General features: G+C 68.5%; 10 protein-coding genes and 1 pseudogene. 6 read left to right on the forward strand and 5 right to left on the reverse strand.

From position 1 onward, the window contains the following. Nucleotides 1–82: 82 nt before the first annotated feature. Nucleotides 83–1,909 carry a PPE domain-containing protein gene (locus tag ACX9NE_RS10705; protein WP_459361821.1) on the reverse strand — a complete coding sequence of 609 codons (1,827 nt, stop codon included), beginning with the start codon at nt 1,907–1,909 and terminating at the stop codon, nt 83–85. 344 nt (nt 1,910–2,253) lie between these two features. Between ACX9NE_RS10705 and ACX9NE_RS10710 the strand changes: the two genes are divergently transcribed. From ACX9NE_RS10710 to ACX9NE_RS10735, 6 genes and pseudogenes are all read left to right on the forward strand, one after another. Next, nucleotides 2,254–5,448, forward strand: a complete 3,195-nt coding sequence (locus tag ACX9NE_RS10710; protein ID WP_459370718.1) for an adenylate/guanylate cyclase domain-containing protein — start codon at nt 2,254–2,256, stop codon at nt 5,446–5,448. A gap of 252 nt (nt 5,449–5,700) precedes the next feature. Beyond that, a pseudogene (locus ACX9NE_RS10715) lies at nt 5,701–5,820 on the forward strand (PE family protein); the annotation flags it as partial. Nucleotides 5,821–6,144: 324 nt separating this feature from the next. Then, nucleotides 6,145–9,882, forward strand: a complete 3,738-nt coding sequence (locus ACX9NE_RS10720; RefSeq protein WP_459361817.1) for a PE family protein — start codon at nt 6,145–6,147, stop codon at nt 9,880–9,882. Between the two features lie 369 nt (nt 9,883–10,251). Next, the gene (locus ACX9NE_RS10725; RefSeq protein WP_459361815.1) at nt 10,252–12,168 is read left to right on the forward strand and encodes a PE family protein; all 1,917 of its coding nucleotides are present in this window, start codon (nt 10,252–10,254) and stop codon (nt 12,166–12,168) included. Nucleotides 12,169–12,524: 356 nt separating this feature from the next. After that, the gene (locus ACX9NE_RS10730; RefSeq protein WP_459361813.1) at nt 12,525–13,472 is read left to right on the forward strand and encodes an alpha/beta fold hydrolase; all 948 of its coding nucleotides are present in this window, start codon (nt 12,525–12,527) and stop codon (nt 13,470–13,472) included. 145 nt (nt 13,473–13,617) lie between these two features. After that, complete coding sequence (locus ACX9NE_RS10735) at nt 13,618–15,588, forward strand: serine/threonine-protein kinase (RefSeq protein WP_459361812.1); 1,971 nt, start codon at nt 13,618–13,620, stop codon at nt 15,586–15,588. Nucleotides 15,589–15,593: 5 nt separating this feature from the next. Here ACX9NE_RS10735 and ACX9NE_RS10740 read toward each other — a convergent pair whose 3' ends face one another. The 4 genes from ACX9NE_RS10740 to ACX9NE_RS10755 form a co-directional block, all read right to left on the reverse strand. Further along, a complete protein-coding gene (locus ACX9NE_RS10740) occupies nt 15,594–17,306 on the reverse strand; it encodes a PE domain-containing protein (protein WP_459361811.1) in 1,713 nt (570 codons plus the stop codon). 107 nt (nt 17,307–17,413) lie between these two features. Next, nucleotides 17,414–18,196, reverse strand: a complete 783-nt coding sequence (locus ACX9NE_RS10745; RefSeq protein ID WP_459361810.1) for an enoyl-CoA hydratase — start codon at nt 18,194–18,196, stop codon at nt 17,414–17,416. 2 nt (nt 18,197–18,198) lie between these two features. Then, a complete protein-coding gene (locus ACX9NE_RS10750; protein WP_459361809.1) occupies nt 18,199–19,668 on the reverse strand; it encodes a WS/DGAT/MGAT family O-acyltransferase in 1,470 nt (489 codons plus the stop codon). Between the two features lie 234 nt (nt 19,669–19,902). Beyond that, on the reverse strand, nt 19,903–20,772 hold the full coding sequence (locus ACX9NE_RS10755) for an alpha/beta fold hydrolase (RefSeq protein ID WP_459361808.1): 870 nt from the start codon (nt 20,770–20,772) through the stop codon (nt 19,903–19,905). Nucleotides 20,773–20,780 lie beyond the last annotated feature (8 nt).

Genomic DNA, 20,780 nt, shown 5'->3' on the forward strand with positions numbered 1-20,780 from the left:
GCGGGCAGCGGCGTCGTGGCGATTCCGACGTCGGTGTAGCGCAATGTCGGCCGCATCTCAAGATCACGTGGCGGGGGATCCATCAGCGGAAGAACCCAGATTTACCAGGGTCGGTATTGAAGCCGCCGGAGTTGGCACCACCGGAGTTAACGAGACCCGAGTTACGCCCTACACTCCCGAAGTTCAGCAAGCCCGTGTTGAATCCGCCGTTGCCCGAGTTGAAGAGGCCGCTGTTGAAACCCGCCCCGGAATTGAGCAGCCCCGTGTTCCCGTAGCCGATGTTGAACAGGCCGGTGTTCCGGTCGCCCACATTGAAGAATCCGGTGTTGAAGACGATGGACGAGTTTCCGATGCCGGAGCTGTCGCCACCCGTGTTGAAAAAGCCTGAGTTTCCTATTCCGACGTTGCCGAAACCCGAGTTTAGGACGGGTTGGTTTACGGCGGAACCCAACCCTGTGTTGTAACTTCCGGAATTGAGCAGACCGGTGTCTTGACCTCCCGAGTTCGCCAAGCCGGTGTTGACGTTGCCGGAGTTGAAGAATCCAGTATTGAGAAAACCGGAATTGAAGCTGCCAGTACTGTGATTTCCGCCGTTGAACATTCCCGCGTTGAAGTCACCGGCATTGGCAAAGCCCGTGTTGTGTTCACCGGTGTTGCCGAAACCGGTGTTGAATCCGGCGAGCGGACCGGCACCAGAATTCCCGGCGCCGGTGTTGTTGTGCCCCGAGTTGTTGATACCGGTATTGAGGGCTCCGGAGTTGGCGACACCGGTATTGGTGTCACCTGAGTTGCCGATACCGAAATTGCCGTTGCCCGAGTTGAAAAAGCCGATATTGTGGGTGCCGGAGTTGCCAAACCCGATGTTGCCACCGCCTGAGTTGAGACCCCCGATGCCGAACTGGTTGTTTCCGCCGAGGCCGACGCCGATGTTGCCATGGCCGGAATTGCCGAAGCCGACATTGTTGCTGCCACTGTTGCCCAGTCCCCAGTTGCCGTTGCCGGTGTTGCCCCAGCCGATATTGGCGCTGCCGTTATTACCCGAGCCGACGTTGCCGTTGCCGGTATTCCCACTGCCGAGATTAAGGCTGCCGAGGTTACCGTTGCCGATATTTCGATTGCCCGCGGCACCGAAGGATCCGGCATTACCGAAGCCGATATTGAAATCTCCTACGTTCCCTCCTCCCACGTTGAACTTCGACTTTATTCCGAGAAGAATGCTGCCATTTCCGCTGCCCAAGTTCAGTTCGCCGTAGTTGCCGCTGCCTACGTTGCCGCTGCCGGCGTTGCCGCTCCCGAGGTTGGCATTGCCCTGGTTGCCACTGCCCAGGTTGTCGGAGCCGGTGTTGCCACTGCCTAGATTGTGACTCCCGATATTGCCGATACCGAGGTTGAGGCCGGGTAGCCACTGTTGTGACAATTGGGTCGCCACCGCCGAAGCCGCTGCGCGATAGCCCGACATGACTTCGGCATCCTGGGCCCACATCTGCTCGTAGGCCGCTTCAGCGGCCGCGATCGCCGGGGCATTCTGCCCGAGTAAGTTGGAAAGCAACAGCGATACCAGCCGACTGCGATTGACCGCAATCGTTGCCGGAGGCACTACGGTTGATCGCGCAGCTTCATACAGTGCAGCAGCAGTGCGGGCATTGTCGGCGGCCCGATCGGCAACTGTGGCCGCGGCGTTGAGCCAGCGTTGGTAGGGCACTGCCGCCGCCGACATCGCCTCCGCCCCCGGGCCCCGCCACGATTGGCCCGCCAATGCAGCGGTCACCGAGCTGAAGGAACTTGCAGCACAGCTCAGTTCACCCGCCAGGCCGCGCCAGGCCGCCGCCGCGGACAACATCGGGCCGGGTCCCGATCCGGCGAAGATCAATGCCGAAGTCATCTCCGGAGGCAATAAACAGAAATTCATCGCCACGGTCCCTTCGCGTGAACCCTATCTCGCTGCAACACAGCGGGCGAGCTGCGGCCGAACTCGTATCACGCAATAAGCCTATGAGCAGCGACCGACCGCCGGGCTTACTTCGGCCGCCTTGACGACGTTGCCCTCAGCTTGCTCGACTGTTTCAGCGATGCTTGACGTATCGACCTCCGCTCGGCTTCGAGGAACCGGCGGTTACCCGTGGCACCGCCCGTTTGCTCTCCGAGCACCGCCGGCCAGCGTCGGCAACCAAATTGAGTTTGCTGACCGACCCCGGCGTCGGCGAAGATAGATCGGTACATAACCGGGGGTTACCTTGCCGGGGGTGACACGAGGTGGACGATCAAGGCGGGCCCGCAGTGATCGATGCATTACTGGATCGCGCGGTAGCGGCACTCACCAGTGGTGATCACGCCGCGGCGACGGCGTTGGCGGGGCAGGTGCTGGCCGCCGACGGGGGCAACCCCGACGCTGAGGAACTACTGGCCGCGCCCGCCCGTGGAGGCGAGATTCGGCGTTTGACAATTCTTTTCGCCGACTTGGTCGACTCCACCGCGTTGTCGACCCGCACCGAGCCGGAGACGTACCGCCTGGTGGTCGGCCGGTACCGCCAAGAGGTGCTGGCGATCGTGAACCGCTTCGGGGGCCACATCGGCTCGACCGCGGGTGACGGTTTGCTGGCAGTGTTCGGCTACCCGGTGGCACACGAGGACGATGTGCGCCGCGCCGTGCTCGCCGGATTGGAGATCACTCGCGCCGTGCCGAGATTGAGCGCGAAGGCCAAGGCGCGCTTCGGATTTGAGATCAGCGTGCGAGTCGGTGTGCACCGTGGCGTGGTCTATCTGGACACCACCCAGGCTGACGTGTACGGGTTGGGCGCCAACCTGGCGGCCAGGGTGTGCAGCCTGGCGCCGCCTGGGGCGGTGGTCATATCCGAACCCGTCGCACGTCTGGTGTACGACGCGTTCGACCTGGAGACCCGCGCCGCCGCACCGGTGAAGGGCGTCGAGGGCCTCATCGACCACCATCGGGTACTCGGCGAACGATCCGTGCCGGCCCGGGTCGCGCCCGGCCCTCTCGTCGGACGACACAGCGAATGGCAGCACCTGCAGAAGAGCTGGACGCTGGCGCAGGCCGGACAGCTGGGGACTCCGGTGGTGTTCTGCGGTGAGCCCGGCATCGGCAAGAGCCGGCTGGCGATGGCGGGCCAGGAGTTGGTCGGGCAGTCCGGGAACGCGGTGATCGAGCTGATCGGCTCGCCCTTTCACGCCGACGCCGGTCTGTATCCGGTGCGTGCCCTCATCGAACGCCATTGCGGCATCGGCCGTCTCACCGATCCTGCCGACCGGCTCACGCTGCTGAACGCCGAACTGGCCAGGATCGGATTGGATCCCGCTCGTTTCGTCCCGTTATTGGCGCCGGTGCTGGGTATCGACGCCCAGCACGGGTATCAGGCCGCTGCCGACGAAGGCCGCCGACTCTACGATCTGATCGCCGACGCAGTCCGGGACTATCTCGTGGCCTGCCTGCAAGGCGTGCCCGGGTTGGTGATCGCCGAGGACGCGCACTGGTTCGATCGCACCAGCCTCGAGGTGCTCGACGGACTGCTCGACGGGGCGGACGGACGCGTTCTGCTCGTCGTCACCGGCCGGGACAAGGGATGGTTGCCGGACAGCTGGCGAGAGACGGTGTTCGATCTGAAACCCTTGACGGAGCCGGAATCTGACGAGCTGATCGTCGCGCTGAATCCGGGTTTGACGCCGCAGGAGCGGGCCACTGTCAAATCCCGCTGCGACGGCGTGCCTTTCTACATCGAACAAGTAGTGTCCGGGATCACCGAGGTCGGCGTGCCGGAGGCACTCTACGAACCGTTGTTCGCCCGGCTCCGGGCCAGTGCCGAGGTGGTACCGGTGGTCGAAGCGGCGGCGGTCATCGGTCGCTACATCGATACCGGCCTGCTGAGAACCGTGGTCGAGATGGACGCGGACGACGTCCGCCGCGTCCTCGACGAGTTGGCGGACGCGCAGGTCCTCGAACGGTGGAACAGCGACGGCTGGCGCTTCCGCCATGAGCTGCTGCGCGAGGTCGCCGTCGAATTGGCGCCACCCAGCGTGCGCCGGAAACTGCACGCAAGAGTGGGCGACGCCTTATGCAATTTCGGCGGTGAGCCTGACTGGGGCCTGGTCGCCGGGCACTATCGGCAGGCCGAACGCTTTGAGGATGCCGCCTCCGCTTACCAGCAGGCTTCGGCAGCGGCGCGGCGCCGCGGCGCCCTGACCGAGGCGCGCATCTATTTGAGCCACGGCCTGGCGCAGCTCGACCAGTGTCCGCCCAGCCCGGATCGGGACCGCCGTGAGATCGCGTTCCGGTTGGGCCGGGGATTCCTCACCGGAAGCGCGGTGAGTCCATCGAGTCCCGTGGTTGCCCCGGACTTGGAGCGTTGCCTGGAACTGATCGGGGCCGAAGTGCCCGTCGACAACCAGGGGAAGACGTCCACCGCGGAGGAGCTGTTCTCGACGTTGGGCGTGCTGACCGGCTACTACACCGGTCGCGCCGATCTCAGCCGCGCGACCAAGGCACTAGAACTGCTGCGCGCCGCGCTGGAGCAATGGCAACCGGGGTCCTGGCCGCGTACCGACGCCTGGGCGGGGGTGCTGGCCTTTCTGCGAGGCGAATTTGGCTCCGCGCAAACACAATTGGAGCTGGCCACCGAACCTGGGCCGGCCGCCGGTCGCAGCACGGAGACTGTGGGCTACCTACCGATAGACCCGATCGTCGCGGCGCGCATTCATCTGGCTCTGGTCCGATTGATTCGGGGGAGCCTGCCCGCGGCCGAGGCGGAGTTGGCACGCGCCGCGAAATCGGTTGAGGGGACCGGGTTTCCGCAAGGTCCCTACAGCCTCGCCTACCTGCGGTTTGTAGAGATCTGGGTGCAGATCGAAACCGGTCAGTTCCACCGTGCATCGGCGCTCGCGGTCGAACTCGTTGAAGACGCCCAGCGCCACGGCTTCAATCAGTGGCGTTTGCGAGGCACGATCCAGCACGCCGTCGCGGAAGTTCTGGCCATGACAGACCGGCCATCGCCCGCAGTCGACGATCGAATCGCGGAGATCACCGCGCTGGTCGACGAATTGCGCGCCGCCGACCTCAACGTCTACCTCCCCTTCTTCGAGGGCGCGCTCGCCCGGGTGATGATCGCGGCGGGCCGCCACGACAGTGCCCGGCTCGATGCGGCCCTGGCGATGGCCCACGAGACGGGGATGTCGTTCTATGACTCCGAGCTGCTGCGGCTTCGAGCGCAGCTGCAGACTGATCCCGCGGCGCGTCGCGCCGACCTCGAGAGCGCGTTGCAACTTGCCCGCCACCAGGGCGCTAGCCTGTTTGAATTACGTTGTGCCCTAGATTATTTCGAACTCGGCGGACAGAGCGCGAGTGCCGCTCTGGCCGCCGCGATGAGCGGTGTGCCAGCCGACAGCGCCCTCGCCGAATCAGCTAAAGCCGCCGACGCGCTGACCCATCAGGACCACTGAGCTGCCCGTGACCCGGGCTGACCGCGCCGATACTCAGGACGCCATCGGCATCCCGAAGCCTGGGCTCTGGATGACCGGCGATGCTGCGGCGAGCACGTTTGGCCGACAACATGCTCAGCCGGGCCATGGCGCACCGAATGCCCCAGCGTAGTTCGGCCCGCAGCGTGTAGTCGTGGCGCAGGTTCATCGAGCTGGAGGTTTTCGCAATGCCGGTGACGGCGGGCCCCATGCCGGGGGCCGCTCTTCAGCGCCCACGGCCAGCAATTTCAGGCGCTCAACGCCCGGCTCGCAGCATTTCAAAACCAGTTCATGCAGACGCTGACGGCCGGCGCGAACTCTTACGCCTCAGCCGAGGCCACCAACACGCTGTAACAGGAGCTGGTCAACGCAATCGACACACCGACGCAACTGCTGATGGGGCACAGCCTCATCGGCGATGGCGCCAGCGCGACGACGTCCCGCGGCCGGCGCGGCGACGGCGGATCCGCATGCAGCCCGGAGCGGGAGGCAACGGCACACCTGCCGGGGAGGGCAGTCTCGGCAGCGACAGTCCGCGTTGAGGGCTGCTGATTCTGAGCGACTCTGGCTCAAACACCGGTGAACAGCGGGTTCCGCAATTGGACAACCTTTCTTCAAGCGCCGGTCGACACCATTTGCCCCAAACCGGGGATGTGCTCAGTCAGCAAGGAGTCATCGATGTCGTTTGTGTTTGCCTCGCCCCACGCGGTGAGCGCCGCGGCCACCGATGTCGCCGGGATCGGCTCGGCGGTGTACATGGCCGCACGCACCGCGTCGGCGTCAACGACCCAGCTGCTGGCCGCGGCCGGCGATGAGGTATCCGTTCAGGTCGCGGCGTTGTTCAGCGCCCATGGACAGCAATTCCAGGCACTCAGCGCTCAGGCGGCCGCCTTTCATGACCACATCCTGGCCACCCTGGCGTCCAGCGCCCATGCGTACGCCACGACCGAAGCCGCCAACACCGTCCAGCAACAGCTGCTGGCCGTCATCAACGCCCCGACCCAGGCGCTGCTGGCCCGCCCGCTGATCGGTGACGGCGCCAACGCAACCACGCCAGGCGGTCGCGGCGGTGACGGCGGATTGCTGTGGGGCAACGGCGGCAACGGTGCCCCCGGTGCGGCCGGACACGCCGGCGGGGCCGGCGGCTCGGCGGGATTGTTCGGTAACGGCGGAGCCGGCGGGGCGGGCGGATCCGGGGCCAATGGCGGGGCCGGCGGTAACGCTGGGCTGCTGTACGGCACCGGCGGAGCCGGCGCCAACGGCGGCGGCGGCGCACCCGGCGCCGCGGGTCAATCCGGAGCGGCAGGCGGTGACGGTGGGGCCGGCGGAAGGGGCGGTCTGTGGTACGGCCAGGGCGGTGCCGGTGGCCTGGGCGGAGACGGCGGAGCCGGTGGCCTGGGAGCATCAGCGGCCGCCGGTACCGCTGCCGCCGGTGTGAGCGGCGGCGCCGGTGGGGCCGGCGGACATGGCGGGGCCGGTGGGGCAAACGGGCTGCTTTTTGGCCGCGGCGGCAACGGTGGCATCGGCGGCAACGGCGGGGCCGGCGGCCTGGGCGGTGACGGGGCCTCGGGCATCGGCACCGGAGGCGGTGACGGCGGCGCCGGCGGCAATGGCGGGTTCGCCGGTGCGGGCGGTGCGGCCGGGGCTGGCGGCGGCCTGGCCGGTCCGGCGGGCCATGGCGGCCAAGGCGGCACCGGGGGTAGCGGCGGAACCGGCGACAGCAACACGGCCGTGGCTGCCGACGGCACCGGCGGCTCCGGTTTTGCCGGCGGGGCCGGCGGCGCAGGTGGTGCCGGCGGCAACAGCGGCGCGGGGGGCACCAACGGCAGCGGAGGCCACGGCGGCAACGGCGGCAACGCAGGCAACGGTGCCGCCGGCGCATCAGGCAACAGCTCAGGCACAGCGGGCGCCGCTGGCGGCGACGGCGGCTCGGGTGGTAACGCCGGCGCCGGCGGCCAAGCCGGCAACGGGGGCACCGGCGGCACCACCGGCGGCGCGGGCCGCGGCGGCAACGGCGGTGCCGGCGGCGTGGGCGGCACTGGCGCCGAAGGCGCCTTCTCTACCCGCGACGGCAGCGCCGGCGGCACCGGCGGCCACGGCGGCGCAGGCGGCGCCGGCGCGCAGGGCGGCGACGGTGGCATCGGCGGCCAAGGTGGCGCGGGCGGCGCCGGCGCGCCGTTCGGCTCAACCGGTGCTGGCGGTAGTGGCGGCAACGGCGGCGCCGGCGGCGCGGCAACCGGGACCGGCACCGGCGGCACAGCCGGCAACGGCGGTCTGGGCGGCGACGGCGGGAGCGGCTCCACCGGAGGCACGGGCGGCACCGGCGGTGTGGGCGGCGCAGCGCTCGGCAGCGACACCGCCGGCGCCGGCGGCGCCGGCGGGCAAGGCGGCCATGGCTACAACGGCGGCGCCGGCGGGACAGGCGGTACGGGCGGCACGAGCAGCTCCGGCCAAGCCGGAGCCGGCGGCATGGGCGGCCAAGGTGGAACCGCCTCGGCGATCGGTGGCGCCGGCGGAGGCGGCGGTCAAGGCGGCGCCGGCGGCGTGGCAACCGACGGCGGCAATGCCGGCTCCGGCGGTACGGGCGGCGACGGTGGCACGTCAACGGTCGCTGGCCAGGGCGGTAACGGAGGCCGGGGCGGCGTCGGCGGCACCGCGACCAACGGCGGGTACGGCGGTGACGGCGGCAACGGCGGTCAGGGCGCAGCCGGCGGCGACGGCGGCATCCTCGGCAATTCCACCGGCGGCAACGGCGGGGATGGTGGTGCCGCCGGCATCGCCAGCGGCAGCGGCGCCGGTCACGGCGGCAACGGCGGCGACGGTGGCAACGGCGGTAATGGCGGCACCGCAGCCAGCGATGCCCAGGGCAGTTCGGGTGGAATGGGCGGCCAAGGCGGCGCTGCCGCCGACGGTACCGCCGGGAAAGGCGGCGCCGGCGGCAACGGCGGCGGTGGGGGCAACGCCAGCAGCCTCCAGTCCGACGGCGGCAACGGAGGCGCCGGCGGCCAAGGCGGCGCCGGCGGCGCCGCAGGCCTCGGCGGCGACGGCGGCACCGGCGGCAACGGCGGCATCGGCGGTATCGGTGGGGGTGCCGGCGGCCTCGGCGGCGACGGCGGCACCGGCGGTGACGCCGGAGCGGGCGGCCTCGCCGCCGACGGCAGCGGCGGTACCAACGGCTCCGCGGGCACCGGGGGTGCTGGCGGCAACGGCGGCACCGGAGGCCTGGGCACCGTCGGCGGCACCGGCGGCGACGGCGGCCAAGGTGGCGCGGTCACCGCGACCGGCGGCAAAGGCGGCGCAGGCGGGAACGCGGGCAACGGCGGCGACGCCTTCTTGGCCGGCGCCGGAGGCGGCGGCGGTCATGGCGGCAACGGCGGCGACGCATACGCCGCCAATTCCACCGCAGGTACCGGCGGCGATGGCGGCTTCGGCGGCAAGGGCGGCAACGGGGGCCTCGGCGGCAACGGCGGGTCAGGCGGCAACGGCTTCAATGGCGGTAACGCCGGTAACGGCGGTTTTGGTGGCGACGGCGGTAACACCGTTGGTGGTAGCGACGTCGCCGCGGGCAACGGAGGAGCAGGCGGGGCCGGAGGCACCAGCCTGGGCGGCGGCAAGGCCGGCGACGGCGGCCAAGGCGGCCAAGGCGGCCTCACCCTCAGCGCGGGCAACGGCGGCAACGGCGGCGACGGCGGCGTAGGCGGGACCGCCATCGGCGGCAGCAGCAACGGCGGCAACGGCGGACGCGGCGGCGATGGCAGCGGTGCAAACTTCAGCCAGAACAGCGGCGGGAACTACACCGGCACCGGCGGCCACGGCGGCACCGGGGGCGTCGGGGGCGCCGCAACCGGCAGCGGTGACGGCGGCACCGGCGGCCAGGGTGGTACGGGGGGCACCGGCGGAGTCGGCAACACAAATTCCCTGAGCTTCGCCTCCGGCGGTACGGGCGGCGAGGGCGGTGCTGGCGGGGCCGGTGGGGCCGCAACCGGCAGTGGCAAAGGCGGCACCGGCGGCATCGGCGGCATGGGCGGTGACGCCGGCGACGGCGGTCGACTCGTTTCGGGTCCCGTCGGCGGCCCGGGCACCGTCGGCGCTACCGGCGGCGTCGGGGGCAACGGTGGTGCCGGCGGCAACGGCGGTGGTGCGGCCAACGGCGGCAGCGGCGGCACCGGCGGTGCGGGCGGCACGGGTGGCAGGGGTGGATACGGCGAGTTCAGCGGCGGCGCCGGGGGCAACGGGGGCAACGGCGGCAACGGCGGCACCGATAGCGAGGGCGGCGACGGCCCAGGCGGTTCGGGTGGCAACGGCGGCCACGGCGGCGGAAACGGAGGGGGCGGCGGTCTCCACGGCAGCGGCGGCGCAGGCACACCGCACGGCAGCGAAGGCAACGACGGCGCTGCCGGACGATCCGGTCCATAGGCCCCACGACTGCCGAACCGCCCGATTTCACACCCGATCAAGTCCGCAGACGAACCGGTCGCGTTCTCCGTGCGGCCGTACCGCGCTATCGCCGCCCAACTCGACGCGCTGCGAAAATCTCCCCGCCGCCGAGCGGGCCTGCGGCCCAATTGCGTCGGTATCGCCGGACCGGATTATGTGAAGTCTGAATTAGGTCATTGGGTCGCATTTGGAAAATAAGCGTTATGGCTCTATTCAGCTTCAACCGGAAAATTGGAACATATGCTCCACGCTCGTTAGCATGGGGAATCTGTACCAAAAGAATTTTCAATCGCGTTGGCTGAGTGACGCTTGTACGCAAATCCCGGGCCGGCGTTTTCAGGAGCTGAAATGTCGGTGCCGCTCGTATTCGCATCACCAGAAATGCTGACCTCCGCGGCCGCGGATTTGAGCGAGCTCAGCGTGGCGATCAGCGCAGCCAATCGGACGGCGTCAGCAGCCACCACACAGGTGCTGGCAGCGGCCGGCGACGAAGTATCCGCGGCCATCGCGGCCTTGTTCGCCACGCACGGGCAGCAATACCAGGCGCTCACCACGCAGGCGGCGGCGTTTCATGACCGGTTCATCGCCGCCCTGGCAGCCGGTGCGAACTCCTACACCCTGGCGGAGGCTGTTAACACCTCGCAGTTGCAGACTCTCGAGCAAGACCTGCTCGCTGCGATCAACACTCCGACTCGGCTGCTGGTTGGGCGAAACCTGATCGGTGACGGCACAAACGCGACTGCGCCCGGTGGCGCGGGCGGTGACGGCGGACTGCTATGGGGCAACGGCGGCACCGGCGCGGCCGGCGCTGCAGGTCAGAACGGCGGAGCCGGCGGTTCGGCCGGACTGTTCGGCAACGGTGGCGCCGGCGGCGCTGGCGGGGCGGGAGTTGGCGGCGGGGCGGGTGGCGCCGGCGGGGCCGGCGGCAACGGCGGACTGCTGGGTGGCCGGGGCGGTGTGGGCGCCAACGGCGGTATCGGAGCGTACGGCGGCGCAGGCCTGGCCGGCGGGGCCGGCGGCGATGGCGGCGCCGGCGGCAAAGGTTTAGCACTGTTCAGCGCTGGCGGGGCCGGCGGCATGGGCGGTAACGGCGGAGCCGGGGGCAGTGCGACGGCCGACCACGCAGCCGGGAGCGCCGGTGGGGCCGGCGGCCACGGCGGTGTCGGTGGCGCTGGCGGCGTCCGCGGCACCGGGGGTCTGGGCGGCAGCGGTGGCGCCGGTGGCCTCGGTGGCGATGGCTCGCACACGGGCGGGACCGCCGGCAACGGCGGCGCGGGCGGGGCCGCCGGTGCGGGTGGGGCAGCGGGCCTCGGCGGTGTCGCGGGCGCCTCGGGCAACGGCGGGCATGGCGGCAACGGCGGCAATGGCGGCAACGGTACCGACGGTGCCGACGGCAACCTCGGCTTGATACCCGGCGACGACAGCATCCTCAACCAAACGTCGCAGTCCTATGACACCAGCCAGTGGGTGGGTCGGGGCGGCTTCAACGGGGGCGCCGGCGGCGCCGGCGGCGCGGGTGGGAGCAGCGGCCCCGGCGGCCTCAACGGCAGCGGCGGCCAGGGCGGCAACGGCGGCGGCGGCGGGCACGGCGGTAATGCCTACAACTTCGCCGGCGACCTAGCCCAGGCGAACGGCGCAAGCGGGGGCGGCGGCGGCGCGGGCGGCAATGGCGGTGCGGGCGGACTGGCCGGAACCGGCGGCAGCGGCGGCACCGACGGCGCCGCGGGCAACGGCGGTCGAGGCGGTGACGGTGGCAATGGTGGCCAAGCCCCCCAGGTCGCCCGCGTGCCGCGCGCCGGCATCTCGCTGACAACCCTCAACGGGGGGTCCGGCGGCAGTGGAGGTGCGGGCGGGGACGGCTGGCAGGCCGGCGATGGCGGCAATGGCGGGACCGGCGGCACCGGCGGCGACGGACGCATCGCCAGCGGGTTCGCGGGCGGAGTGGGCGGCGCTGGCGGCGACGGCGGCCAGGGTGGCGATGGCATCGGCGTCGGCAGCACTGCAGGCAATGGCGGCACTGGTGGCGCGGGCGGTTTCGGAGGTTACGGAGACTTCGGGAACCGGAATGACCCCACCGCGGTCGGCGGCACCGCCGGCGACGGCGGTCAGGGCGGCAAGGGCGGCGCCGGCGGCCAGGCCCCGTACTCAACCGGCATCCGGGAAGGTCAACCCGGTATCGCCGGGGACTTCGGCACTACCCACGATGGCCCTACGCCCGGCAGTGGCGGCAGCGGCGGCAGCGGCGGCGCGGGCGCCGGCCCATAGCCGATCGGCGTGGCGACCACTGGCTGTCGCTAGCCGCCGAAGATTTCCCGCATCCGTTGCGCCGCTCCTTCGTGACACCGGACCGCACCCAGCGTTCGAGCAAGTGCCGAACCGACAACCGCCCGAGCTCGGCCGGGTCGGCATCACCCGGCAAGGGAAACCGCAGATCGAAGTCGACTGGGGCAGTAGCGCATCACCATCGCAACGATCACCCGAATGGTGGCGCCCGGAAAGCCGACCTCGACCGGATCGGCCAGGAAGCTTTTAGAAGGACGCAAGAAAGCCACAAGGTCTGCCCCACAGACTCACTTCACCAGGAATCATCCCTCCACACCGAAGTGACCAAGCAGGCCAACATGACCACTCTCCGAACGATCGATCTGCACGGTGACCGTGTCGCATACCGCGACGAAGGCGCCGGTGAGGTGCTGTTGTTGATCCACGGGATGGGCGGCAACTCGAACAACTGGCAGGCGATGATCCCGATGCTGTCCCAGAAGTATCGCGTGATCGCACCGGACCTGCTCGGCCACGGCCAGACCGCCAAGCCGCGCGGCGACTACTCGTTGGGCGCCTTCGCCGTGTGGTTGCGTGATTTCCTTGACGCGCTTGGCATCCCGCGCGTGACCATCGTGGGTCACTCGTTGGGCGGCGGCATCGCGATGCAGTTCGCCCACCAGCACCGCGATTACTGCGAGCGGCTGATCCTGCTCAGCAGCGGCGGCCTCGGCAACGAGGTCAACCGGGTGTTGCGGCTGGCTTCGCTGCCCGGGTCGGGGATGCTTCTTCAGCTGGCGTCCTCGAAGCCGGTGATCAAAGCCCGGATGGCCCTGTCGGCACTCGGCAGCCACGCGGACCTCAGCCACCACTGGGAAGCCCACGCCGCGCTGGCGAACCGGGAGAACCGGCAGGCATTCCTGCGCACGCTGCGGGCCGTCGTCGACGGTCGCGGGCAGGCGGTCTGCGCGCTGAGTCGCCTGCACAGCAATGCCGACCGGCCGGTGCTGATCATCACCGGCGATCAGGACCCGGTGATCCCGGTCGCTCACGCCTACGCCGCCCAGGAGGCGATGCCGCACAGCCGACTGCACGTGATTCCCGGCGTCGCGCACCATCCCCACACCGAATGCACCGAGACAGTGGCGCGGCTCATCGACGACTTCATCGGTTCGGACGAGGAATACGCGAACTCGGCGGCGGTGTCGTTGGCCGACTGGTCAACGGCGCAGCGCAAAGGCACCCGGCGACGCTCTCGGCGGCACCTGCGGGCGGTGCCCACCACCGACGAATCCCTTTGCGGCTGATCATCTTCCGGGAACCAGGCCGCCGACAGCAGACCTGTGTGAAATATATGACTATTCCCTGAGTCTCCTCGGCAGTCGCCCGGTAGCTTCGCTTTGCGGCTTCAATCGGTTCCCAAAGATCGTGACGTTCGGTCCAAGGAGAGTCGTGAACGACGAAGGCACGCCGTTCGGCCGCTATCGGCTGATCGAGCTGATTGGCCGTGGTGGCATGGGCGAGGTCTGGCGGGCCTTCGACACCGAGACCCAACGCGTGGTCGCCGTCAAGGTGTTGTCGGCGAATCTCGCCAACGACCCGAGTTTCGTGCAGCGATTCCGACGGGAGGCATTGGCCGCGGCCGGGCTCAACGACCCACATGTCATCCCTATTCACCATTTCGGTGAAATCGACGGCCGCCTCTATGTGGACATGCGCCTGATCAACGGCCGGGATCTGCAAAGCATCATCGCCGAGAGCATCATGGATCCCGGACGCGCCGTGACGATCATCGAGCAGGTCGCCTCGGCACTGCACAGCGCGCACCAGATCGGACTGGTGCATCGCGACGTCAAGCCGTCGAACATTCTGGTCACTCCCAATGACTTCGCCTACCTGATCGATTTCGGCATCGCCAGCGCGGCGGGGGAAGCACGAATGACCAATACCGGCAGCGTGATCGGCACCTGGGCCTATATGGCTCCGGAGCGGCTGAACCAGGGCCAAACGGACCCGCGCAGCGACACCTATTCGCTCGCCTGTGTTCTGCACGAGTGCCTGACCGGCACTCAGCCGTACCCGGGGACCAGTATCGAACAACAAATCGGCGGCCATCTCGGATTGCCGACGCCGCGTCCCTCGGCTCTTCGCAAGGGCCTGCCCATACAACTCGACGGCGTGGTCGCAATCGGGATGGCGAAGAATCCCGACCAGCGCTATGCGACTCCCGTCGAGATGGCCGCCGCGGCGCGTGCGGCGATCACTCCACCGGCGAAGGCATCCGCCCAACACCACACCCAGGTGGTGCCGGTGCAGGCCAGCGTGCCACGCAACTACTATCCGGCGGCGCCGGCTTCCAACACCGACGCGACCCAGTACCGGCAATACGTCCCACCGACCGGTTCAGATGTCCCGGCCGTCCCCAGTCTGCCGCCGGTCGGCCCGTCCCGGTCCCCGGCAACGACGTCATCCCCACCGCCGAACCGCAGACGTCGACGTGTCGTCCTGGCAAGCAGCATTGTCGCGGCGATGGCCGTGGTCGCCCTCGTCGCTGCATTCGCGTTGATCCCCAATGACAAATCCGCTCCCGCGACTACTCCGCTAGCCAATTCCGGGCCGATAACCGGCACCTACACCGCGAGCTTCGGCCCCAGCATCAGCCTGTCCGGTAAGCCTGAACCAGGTACGGAGCCGCCGGGTCAAGAAACGTGGACGCTGCGGTCGGTGTGCGGCGCGAAAGGGTGCGTGGCTACCGCGGCCAGAAGTTCGGGGTCCTTCAAACACCCGTCGAACCTGACATTCGATGACGTCAACGGACGCTGGATCGCGGTGGCTCTCGATACCGAGAGATGCGGCAACGAAGACATCGAAGAGTGGCATTGGGTCTATCTGCTACCGCGTCCGGACGGCAGTTTGGCCGGCGAATGGATCGACGACTCCGTCAAGTGCTACAGCAAACGCAGTGTGACGTTCACCCGGACCGGTGACGCCGATGTCACCGGACTGCCCGACCCGGCCGCCCTGCCTACCCGAGTGGCGTCCCCGGCGTTGGGATTACGCGGCTTCTACCGCTCGCGAGTGACGACGGCAACCGGTCAACCCAAGTTGGGCGACCAAGACTTCAGCGTCGATACGTTCTGTCTGCGCGCCGGGGACCGATGCCTGAGCCGTTTCGTGCTGACTGATTTCAGCGACCATCAGCTGTTCATTTTCGCCAACAACGCATGGACGGAGAACTCCGAGGAGGACGTCCCTTGCCCCGCCGGCGGCACGAGTCGCGTCAGGATGACCGGAGTGTTCCCGCTGCCCAAGCCGGCGCAGGACCCGATCACATCGCTCTCCGGCCACGGCATGGAGGACGTTTCGGGTAGTGCGTGCAAGGGCGGACCCTACGATCAGGTCTTCAACCGGATCAGGGACTGAGCCGGCTAGATCGGGACGGACAGACCGGTCAGATCACTGAGGCTCGGTTGCGTCAACGAGTCGATGAAGTCCTCGGCCACCGCCAAGGGAAAGTTCAACGTCGCCGTCCCCACTCTCTCGACGCCGTCGCGCACCGCGATGGCGAACGTGGTCGGGTCCCCGGACAGCAGGCCCTCCCAGGCGCTCCAGACTCCAACCTGCGGCGCCACGATCAGATTCCGGAAGTCGACGAACAGCTTCGTCGGAAGATTCGCCGGACCGACAGGCACGCCGTCCCAGCTCACCAGGTTCCAACCACCGGTGGGGTCACCCCGCACAACGACAACGCTGGTGTTGTTGAGCGGGTGGGTGAGCATCAGCAACGGATTGGGGTTGTTGACGTTCATCAGCGTGCCGGCCTCGATCGTGAAGGCGCTCGAGTACGCCACATCGGTGATGTGCCCGGTCGACGGTGAGACGATCGGGTTGCCCACGGCGGTGTTGTACATCGTCTGCATCGACGCCGTGAAGGCGCGGTTGAACACGATTCCGTTGATGTCGGTGGAACCCGGTGCCAGCATCGGCATCAACGGAAAGCCGAGCGTCCACGCGACGGGGCCGACCAGATAAAGCAGGCCTGCGGGGCTGAGCTGCGGTGACCCCTCGAAGATTCCAGCGTTGATTTCGTTGAGGCCGGGCATGATCTGCGGGTTCGGGGTCAGCGCCAGGGCGGTCAGCTGGGTGCGCATCAACTCCGAGGAGAAGACTCCGGCGTACTGGCTCGAGGGCGCAAGCACATTGGCGATCGCCAGCGCCTGCTGGTGGCCGAGCGCGGTCAGTGCGACGCCGGGCACCGCGGTGTCGATCCAGCCCGCCGCGTTGGCGATCGATTGGGCATGGCGTACGAAGTCGATTTGAATCGGGATACCCGGACCACCGGTGGGGACCGTGCCGGCACCCGGTACACCGACGAACAGACCGCCCCGGCCGGCGAACCCGCCGGTTCCCGCAGCGCCACCGTTGCCGAAGAACAACGCCTGGCCACCGGCACCTCCGGCACCGCCGGCACCACCGTTGCCCATCACCCAGCCGCCGACACCGCCGGTGCCACCGATCGCGCCGCCGAACCCGGCCCCACCGGTGCCGCCATTGCCGATGAAGCCGGCGTTCCCACCGTTGCCGCCCGCCACGTTGCCCGCCGTCGGCGAGTAACCGGTCCCGCCGTCGCCGAACAGGATGCCGCCGGCCCCGCCGGTGGGATTGGCCGCGGTGCCGGGGGCACCGTGGCCGATCAACCCGCGCCCGAGGAGCACAGTCGTCGGCGCGTTGATGATCGGGTCCAGCGTCTGACCAAACGGGCTGGCTATCCAGGCGTCACCGGCGGTGTGGATTGGACCGTAGACCAACGTCTGAAATCCATTCGCGGCAACCGAATCCAGCGCACCCAACGCGTCCGCGCTCGCCGCCTCCGCGCCCGAATACGATGTCGCGGCGATGCCGAGGTCCTGCAGGAACCGGTCGTAGTACGACGCCGCCCGGGCCGCGGCCGCCTGGTACTGCAGGCCGTGGGTACCGAACAACGCGGTTATCGCCGAGGACACCTCATCAGCGGCGGCTGCTGCCAGCTCGGTGGTCGGAACGAATGCCCCGAGACTACCGACCCGCAGTGCCTCGCCGATCTGTGCCAAGTCCGTCGCCGCCGTCGTCAACAAGCCCGGCGCCGTGGTCACAAATGACATCGCCCACCCTCGTTGGTATCACGCTTCTGGTCATCATCTCGCCCAGCACCGGAAAATGAGCGCATATCGGAGAATTGGGTGAACACCCGGTGAGCGTGCGGTTGCGACTACGTTTTCCCGTTTTCTCGGACTTTTCGGTCGAGAAATGACCGCATGTGCCGCTGAGGTTCGCCGGTCAGGAAGGCCTGTCCGAACTCTTCCACGCTGTCTTCGATCGCCGTGTGGACCGACATGTCGAACCACTTGTTCAGCAGCCGCTTCTGTTGGCGGACCGCGGCCGGACCGAATCCGCTGAGCCGCGACGTGAGCTGCGCGATGCGGGCGTCCAACGCATCGGGTGCGACTGCCTCGTGGACCAGGCCCCAGGCCACCGCGGTCCCGGCATCGATCGTCTCCCCGGTGAGCAACATCCACGCCGAGTGCCCGGCCCCGATCAAGGCCGGCATCAGGGCCGCGTGGATCACCGAGGGTATTCCGACGGCCACCTCCGGCATGCCGAACTTCGCGCCGGATTCGGCGATCCGTAGGTCGCACGACATCGCGACCTCCAGACCACCGCCGAGGCAATAGCCGGCGAGCCGCGCGATGACCGGGACCGGGCATTGCCGAATCGCCTCGCACAGGCCCGCGAGCCGGTGGATGAACACCTTGCCGCCGGCCTGGTCGAGGTTGACCATCTCGTTGATGTCCGCACCGCCGATGAACGCCTTCTCCCCCGAACCGCGCAACACGACCACGCGCACATCACTGCCTTGTCCGACCGCGCGCAACGCTTCGGTCAACGCCGAAATCGCCGGGCTGCCAATGATATTCAAGGCCTTCGAGTTGATCAGCTCGATCGTGGCCAGACCACCGTCGTGGCGGAGCCGGACGAATCGATCGTCGGTCATGGTCACCTCCCCGATGTGGCGTCCTCCAACTCGTCGAGCGCCTCCCCGGTGTAGACGGCAAGCCGCTGCAGGTGCGGCAGGGTGTCGCGGCAGCCGATGAACCCGAAGTTCAGTGTGCCGGCGTAGCTCTGCAGCGTGATATTGAGCGCCTGGCTGTGTGCGACGAGGGATACAGGGTATGACGCCTCCATGCGACTACCCCGCAGATAGAGCACGTCCCGGGGGCCTGGCACATTGCTGACGGTCAGATTGAAGGCGTGCGGCAGGGGCGTCTTGATGCCGGTGAGCGCGCTGGCCACCTGCATGGTGAATGGCGCCAGCAACGCTCCGGTGTAGGCAAGGATCGCATCCTTGTTCATCTTCGCCAATTCGGCCTTCGCCATCCGGGTCGTCGCGGTGATCGCCGCCAACCGCTCCTGCGGATCGGCGATGTTGGTGCCCAGCGAGCCCAGGATGGCGGCCACGGCGTTACCGCCGCCTTCGTCATCCTTGGGGCGCACGTTGACCGGCAACATCGCGATCAGAGACTTCTCCGGCAGCTCTCCCAGTTCGTCGAGGAAGCGGCGCAGACTGCCCCCGCAGATCGCCAACGCGACATCGTTTAACGTCGAATCATTCTCTGCCCCAATCTTTTTGAGGCGATCCAGCTCGTACTGCTGGGTGGCGAAACGGCGGTTGCGGCTGATCCGGGTGTTCAGGATGCAATGCGGTGCCTGCACGGAACCGATCAGGTTCCGGTATTCGTTGTCGCTGCGCAACTGCGTGTTGACGAGCGCCCTGGTGAGGTCGAGCGTGGACCGTCCGGCACCGGCGACCGAACCGAGCACGCTGCCCACGCCAGTGACCACGCCACCCAGGCTGCTCACCGCTCCACCAAGGCTGTTCAGTAGTCCGCCGGCGATGCCACCGCCGTTGTCCCCGTTTTCCGCCGACGCCGTTGTGGGTGTGGGGATATTGAAGAACAGCGGGTGCGTGGTGTCGTGCGGGTCGGTCGACATGCTGCGCGCCAGCATCTTCTGACCGGTGTACCCGTCGATCAGCGCGTGGTGCATTTTGACGTAGATGGCGAACCGGCCGCCCTCGAGACCCTCGATGAAGTGCATCTCCCACGGCGGGCGGCGCAGGTCCAGGGCGTTACTGTGCAAGCGCGACACCAAAATTCCCAGTTCACGCTCGTCCCCGGGACTTGCCAGCGCTGAGCGCCGTACGTGGTAATCGAGGTCGAACTTGTCGTCGTACACCCAGGACTGGATCGGGCTCAGCAGTAGGTCCGGATGGCTGAGTTTCAGATTCCACGGCTCGACAACTTCGTTGGCTTTGCTCTCGTCGACAAGCTGGCGCAGGAAGTCGCGCGGCGCATCCGGCGGCGGGGTGAACGGCATCAGGCCACCCACGTGCATCATCGTGCTGGCCGTCTCGCCGTAGAGGAATAACAAGTCTTGCGGTCCCAGCCGCCTGGCGGTCTTGCTCACGGGCTACTCCTTGTCTGGCGGTGTCACCGGTGATTGTGACCGTAGCCCAAGCCCGGCGCGACGGACCCTCCGATGCCGAGTTCACACCGCCACGGCCTTTGCGCAGGCACGCTCGCGGTGAAGACCTCTCAGCGTGCCGGGGCCGGCCTCGGCAGTACAGCGGCAGCGCATACCCCGTCAATCCTGGCCAACAACCTCATGCACAGTTCGGATACCGCCGGCCGGCCAGTTCAGTCACCCGACGTGACGGGCCAGAAAATCCAGGACCGCGTCGGCGAAGATGTCGTTCCGGTCGCCGGCCACCATGTGCCCGGCGCCGCGCACGTCGGCGAACTCCACCTGTGGGAAGCGTGCCAGGAACTCATCCGCTCGCTCCTGGCTGACCAGGTCGCTCATCTGGCCTCGAATCAGCAACATGGGCAAGCCATTTCGCAGTATCGCCGAAACCGCGGTGTGCATCCGGTCGGCGTCGGTGACCTCGAGGGGCGGGAAGGCCGCGGTGCCGCTGATGAACCGCGGATCCCAGTGCCAGTACCAGCGCTCGCCGCGGCGGCGAAGGTTGGTGGTCAGCCCCTCCAGGTCCGTGGGCCGGGGCCGATGCGGGTTGTACTCGGCGATCGCGTCGGCGACCTCTTCGAGTGACTCGAACCCCGAGTCGACCCGCTCAGACATGAACGCATGAATGCGGTTCGCGCCGGACTGTTCCATGTTCGGCACGATGTCGACCAGAACGACGGCGCCGACGCGATCGGGTGCGAGCTCACCGGCCAGCAGCATCGAGGTGAACCCGCCGAGGGAGGCGCCCACCAGCACCGGCCGGGCCGGCAGGCCACGCAGCACTTCGATGACGTCGGCGGCGAAGCTGACCACGCGGTAGTCGCCTTCGGTCGACCAGTCTGATTCACCGTGACCCCGTAGGTCGACGGTGACGGCCTGGTACCCGCGGCGCGCGACGGCGGCCGCCGCGCGCCCCCAGGAACGACGCGTCTGGCCGCCGCCATGCAGGAACACCACTGCGCGCGCCGCCGGATCCCCCTGCCGATCAGCGACGATGCGGACGCCGCCCACCCCCTGGGTGGCGAACGGCTCGGGTTCGCTTGCCATCAGTCGGG

It is taken from the genome of Mycobacterium sp. ML4 (assembly GCF_054515735.1).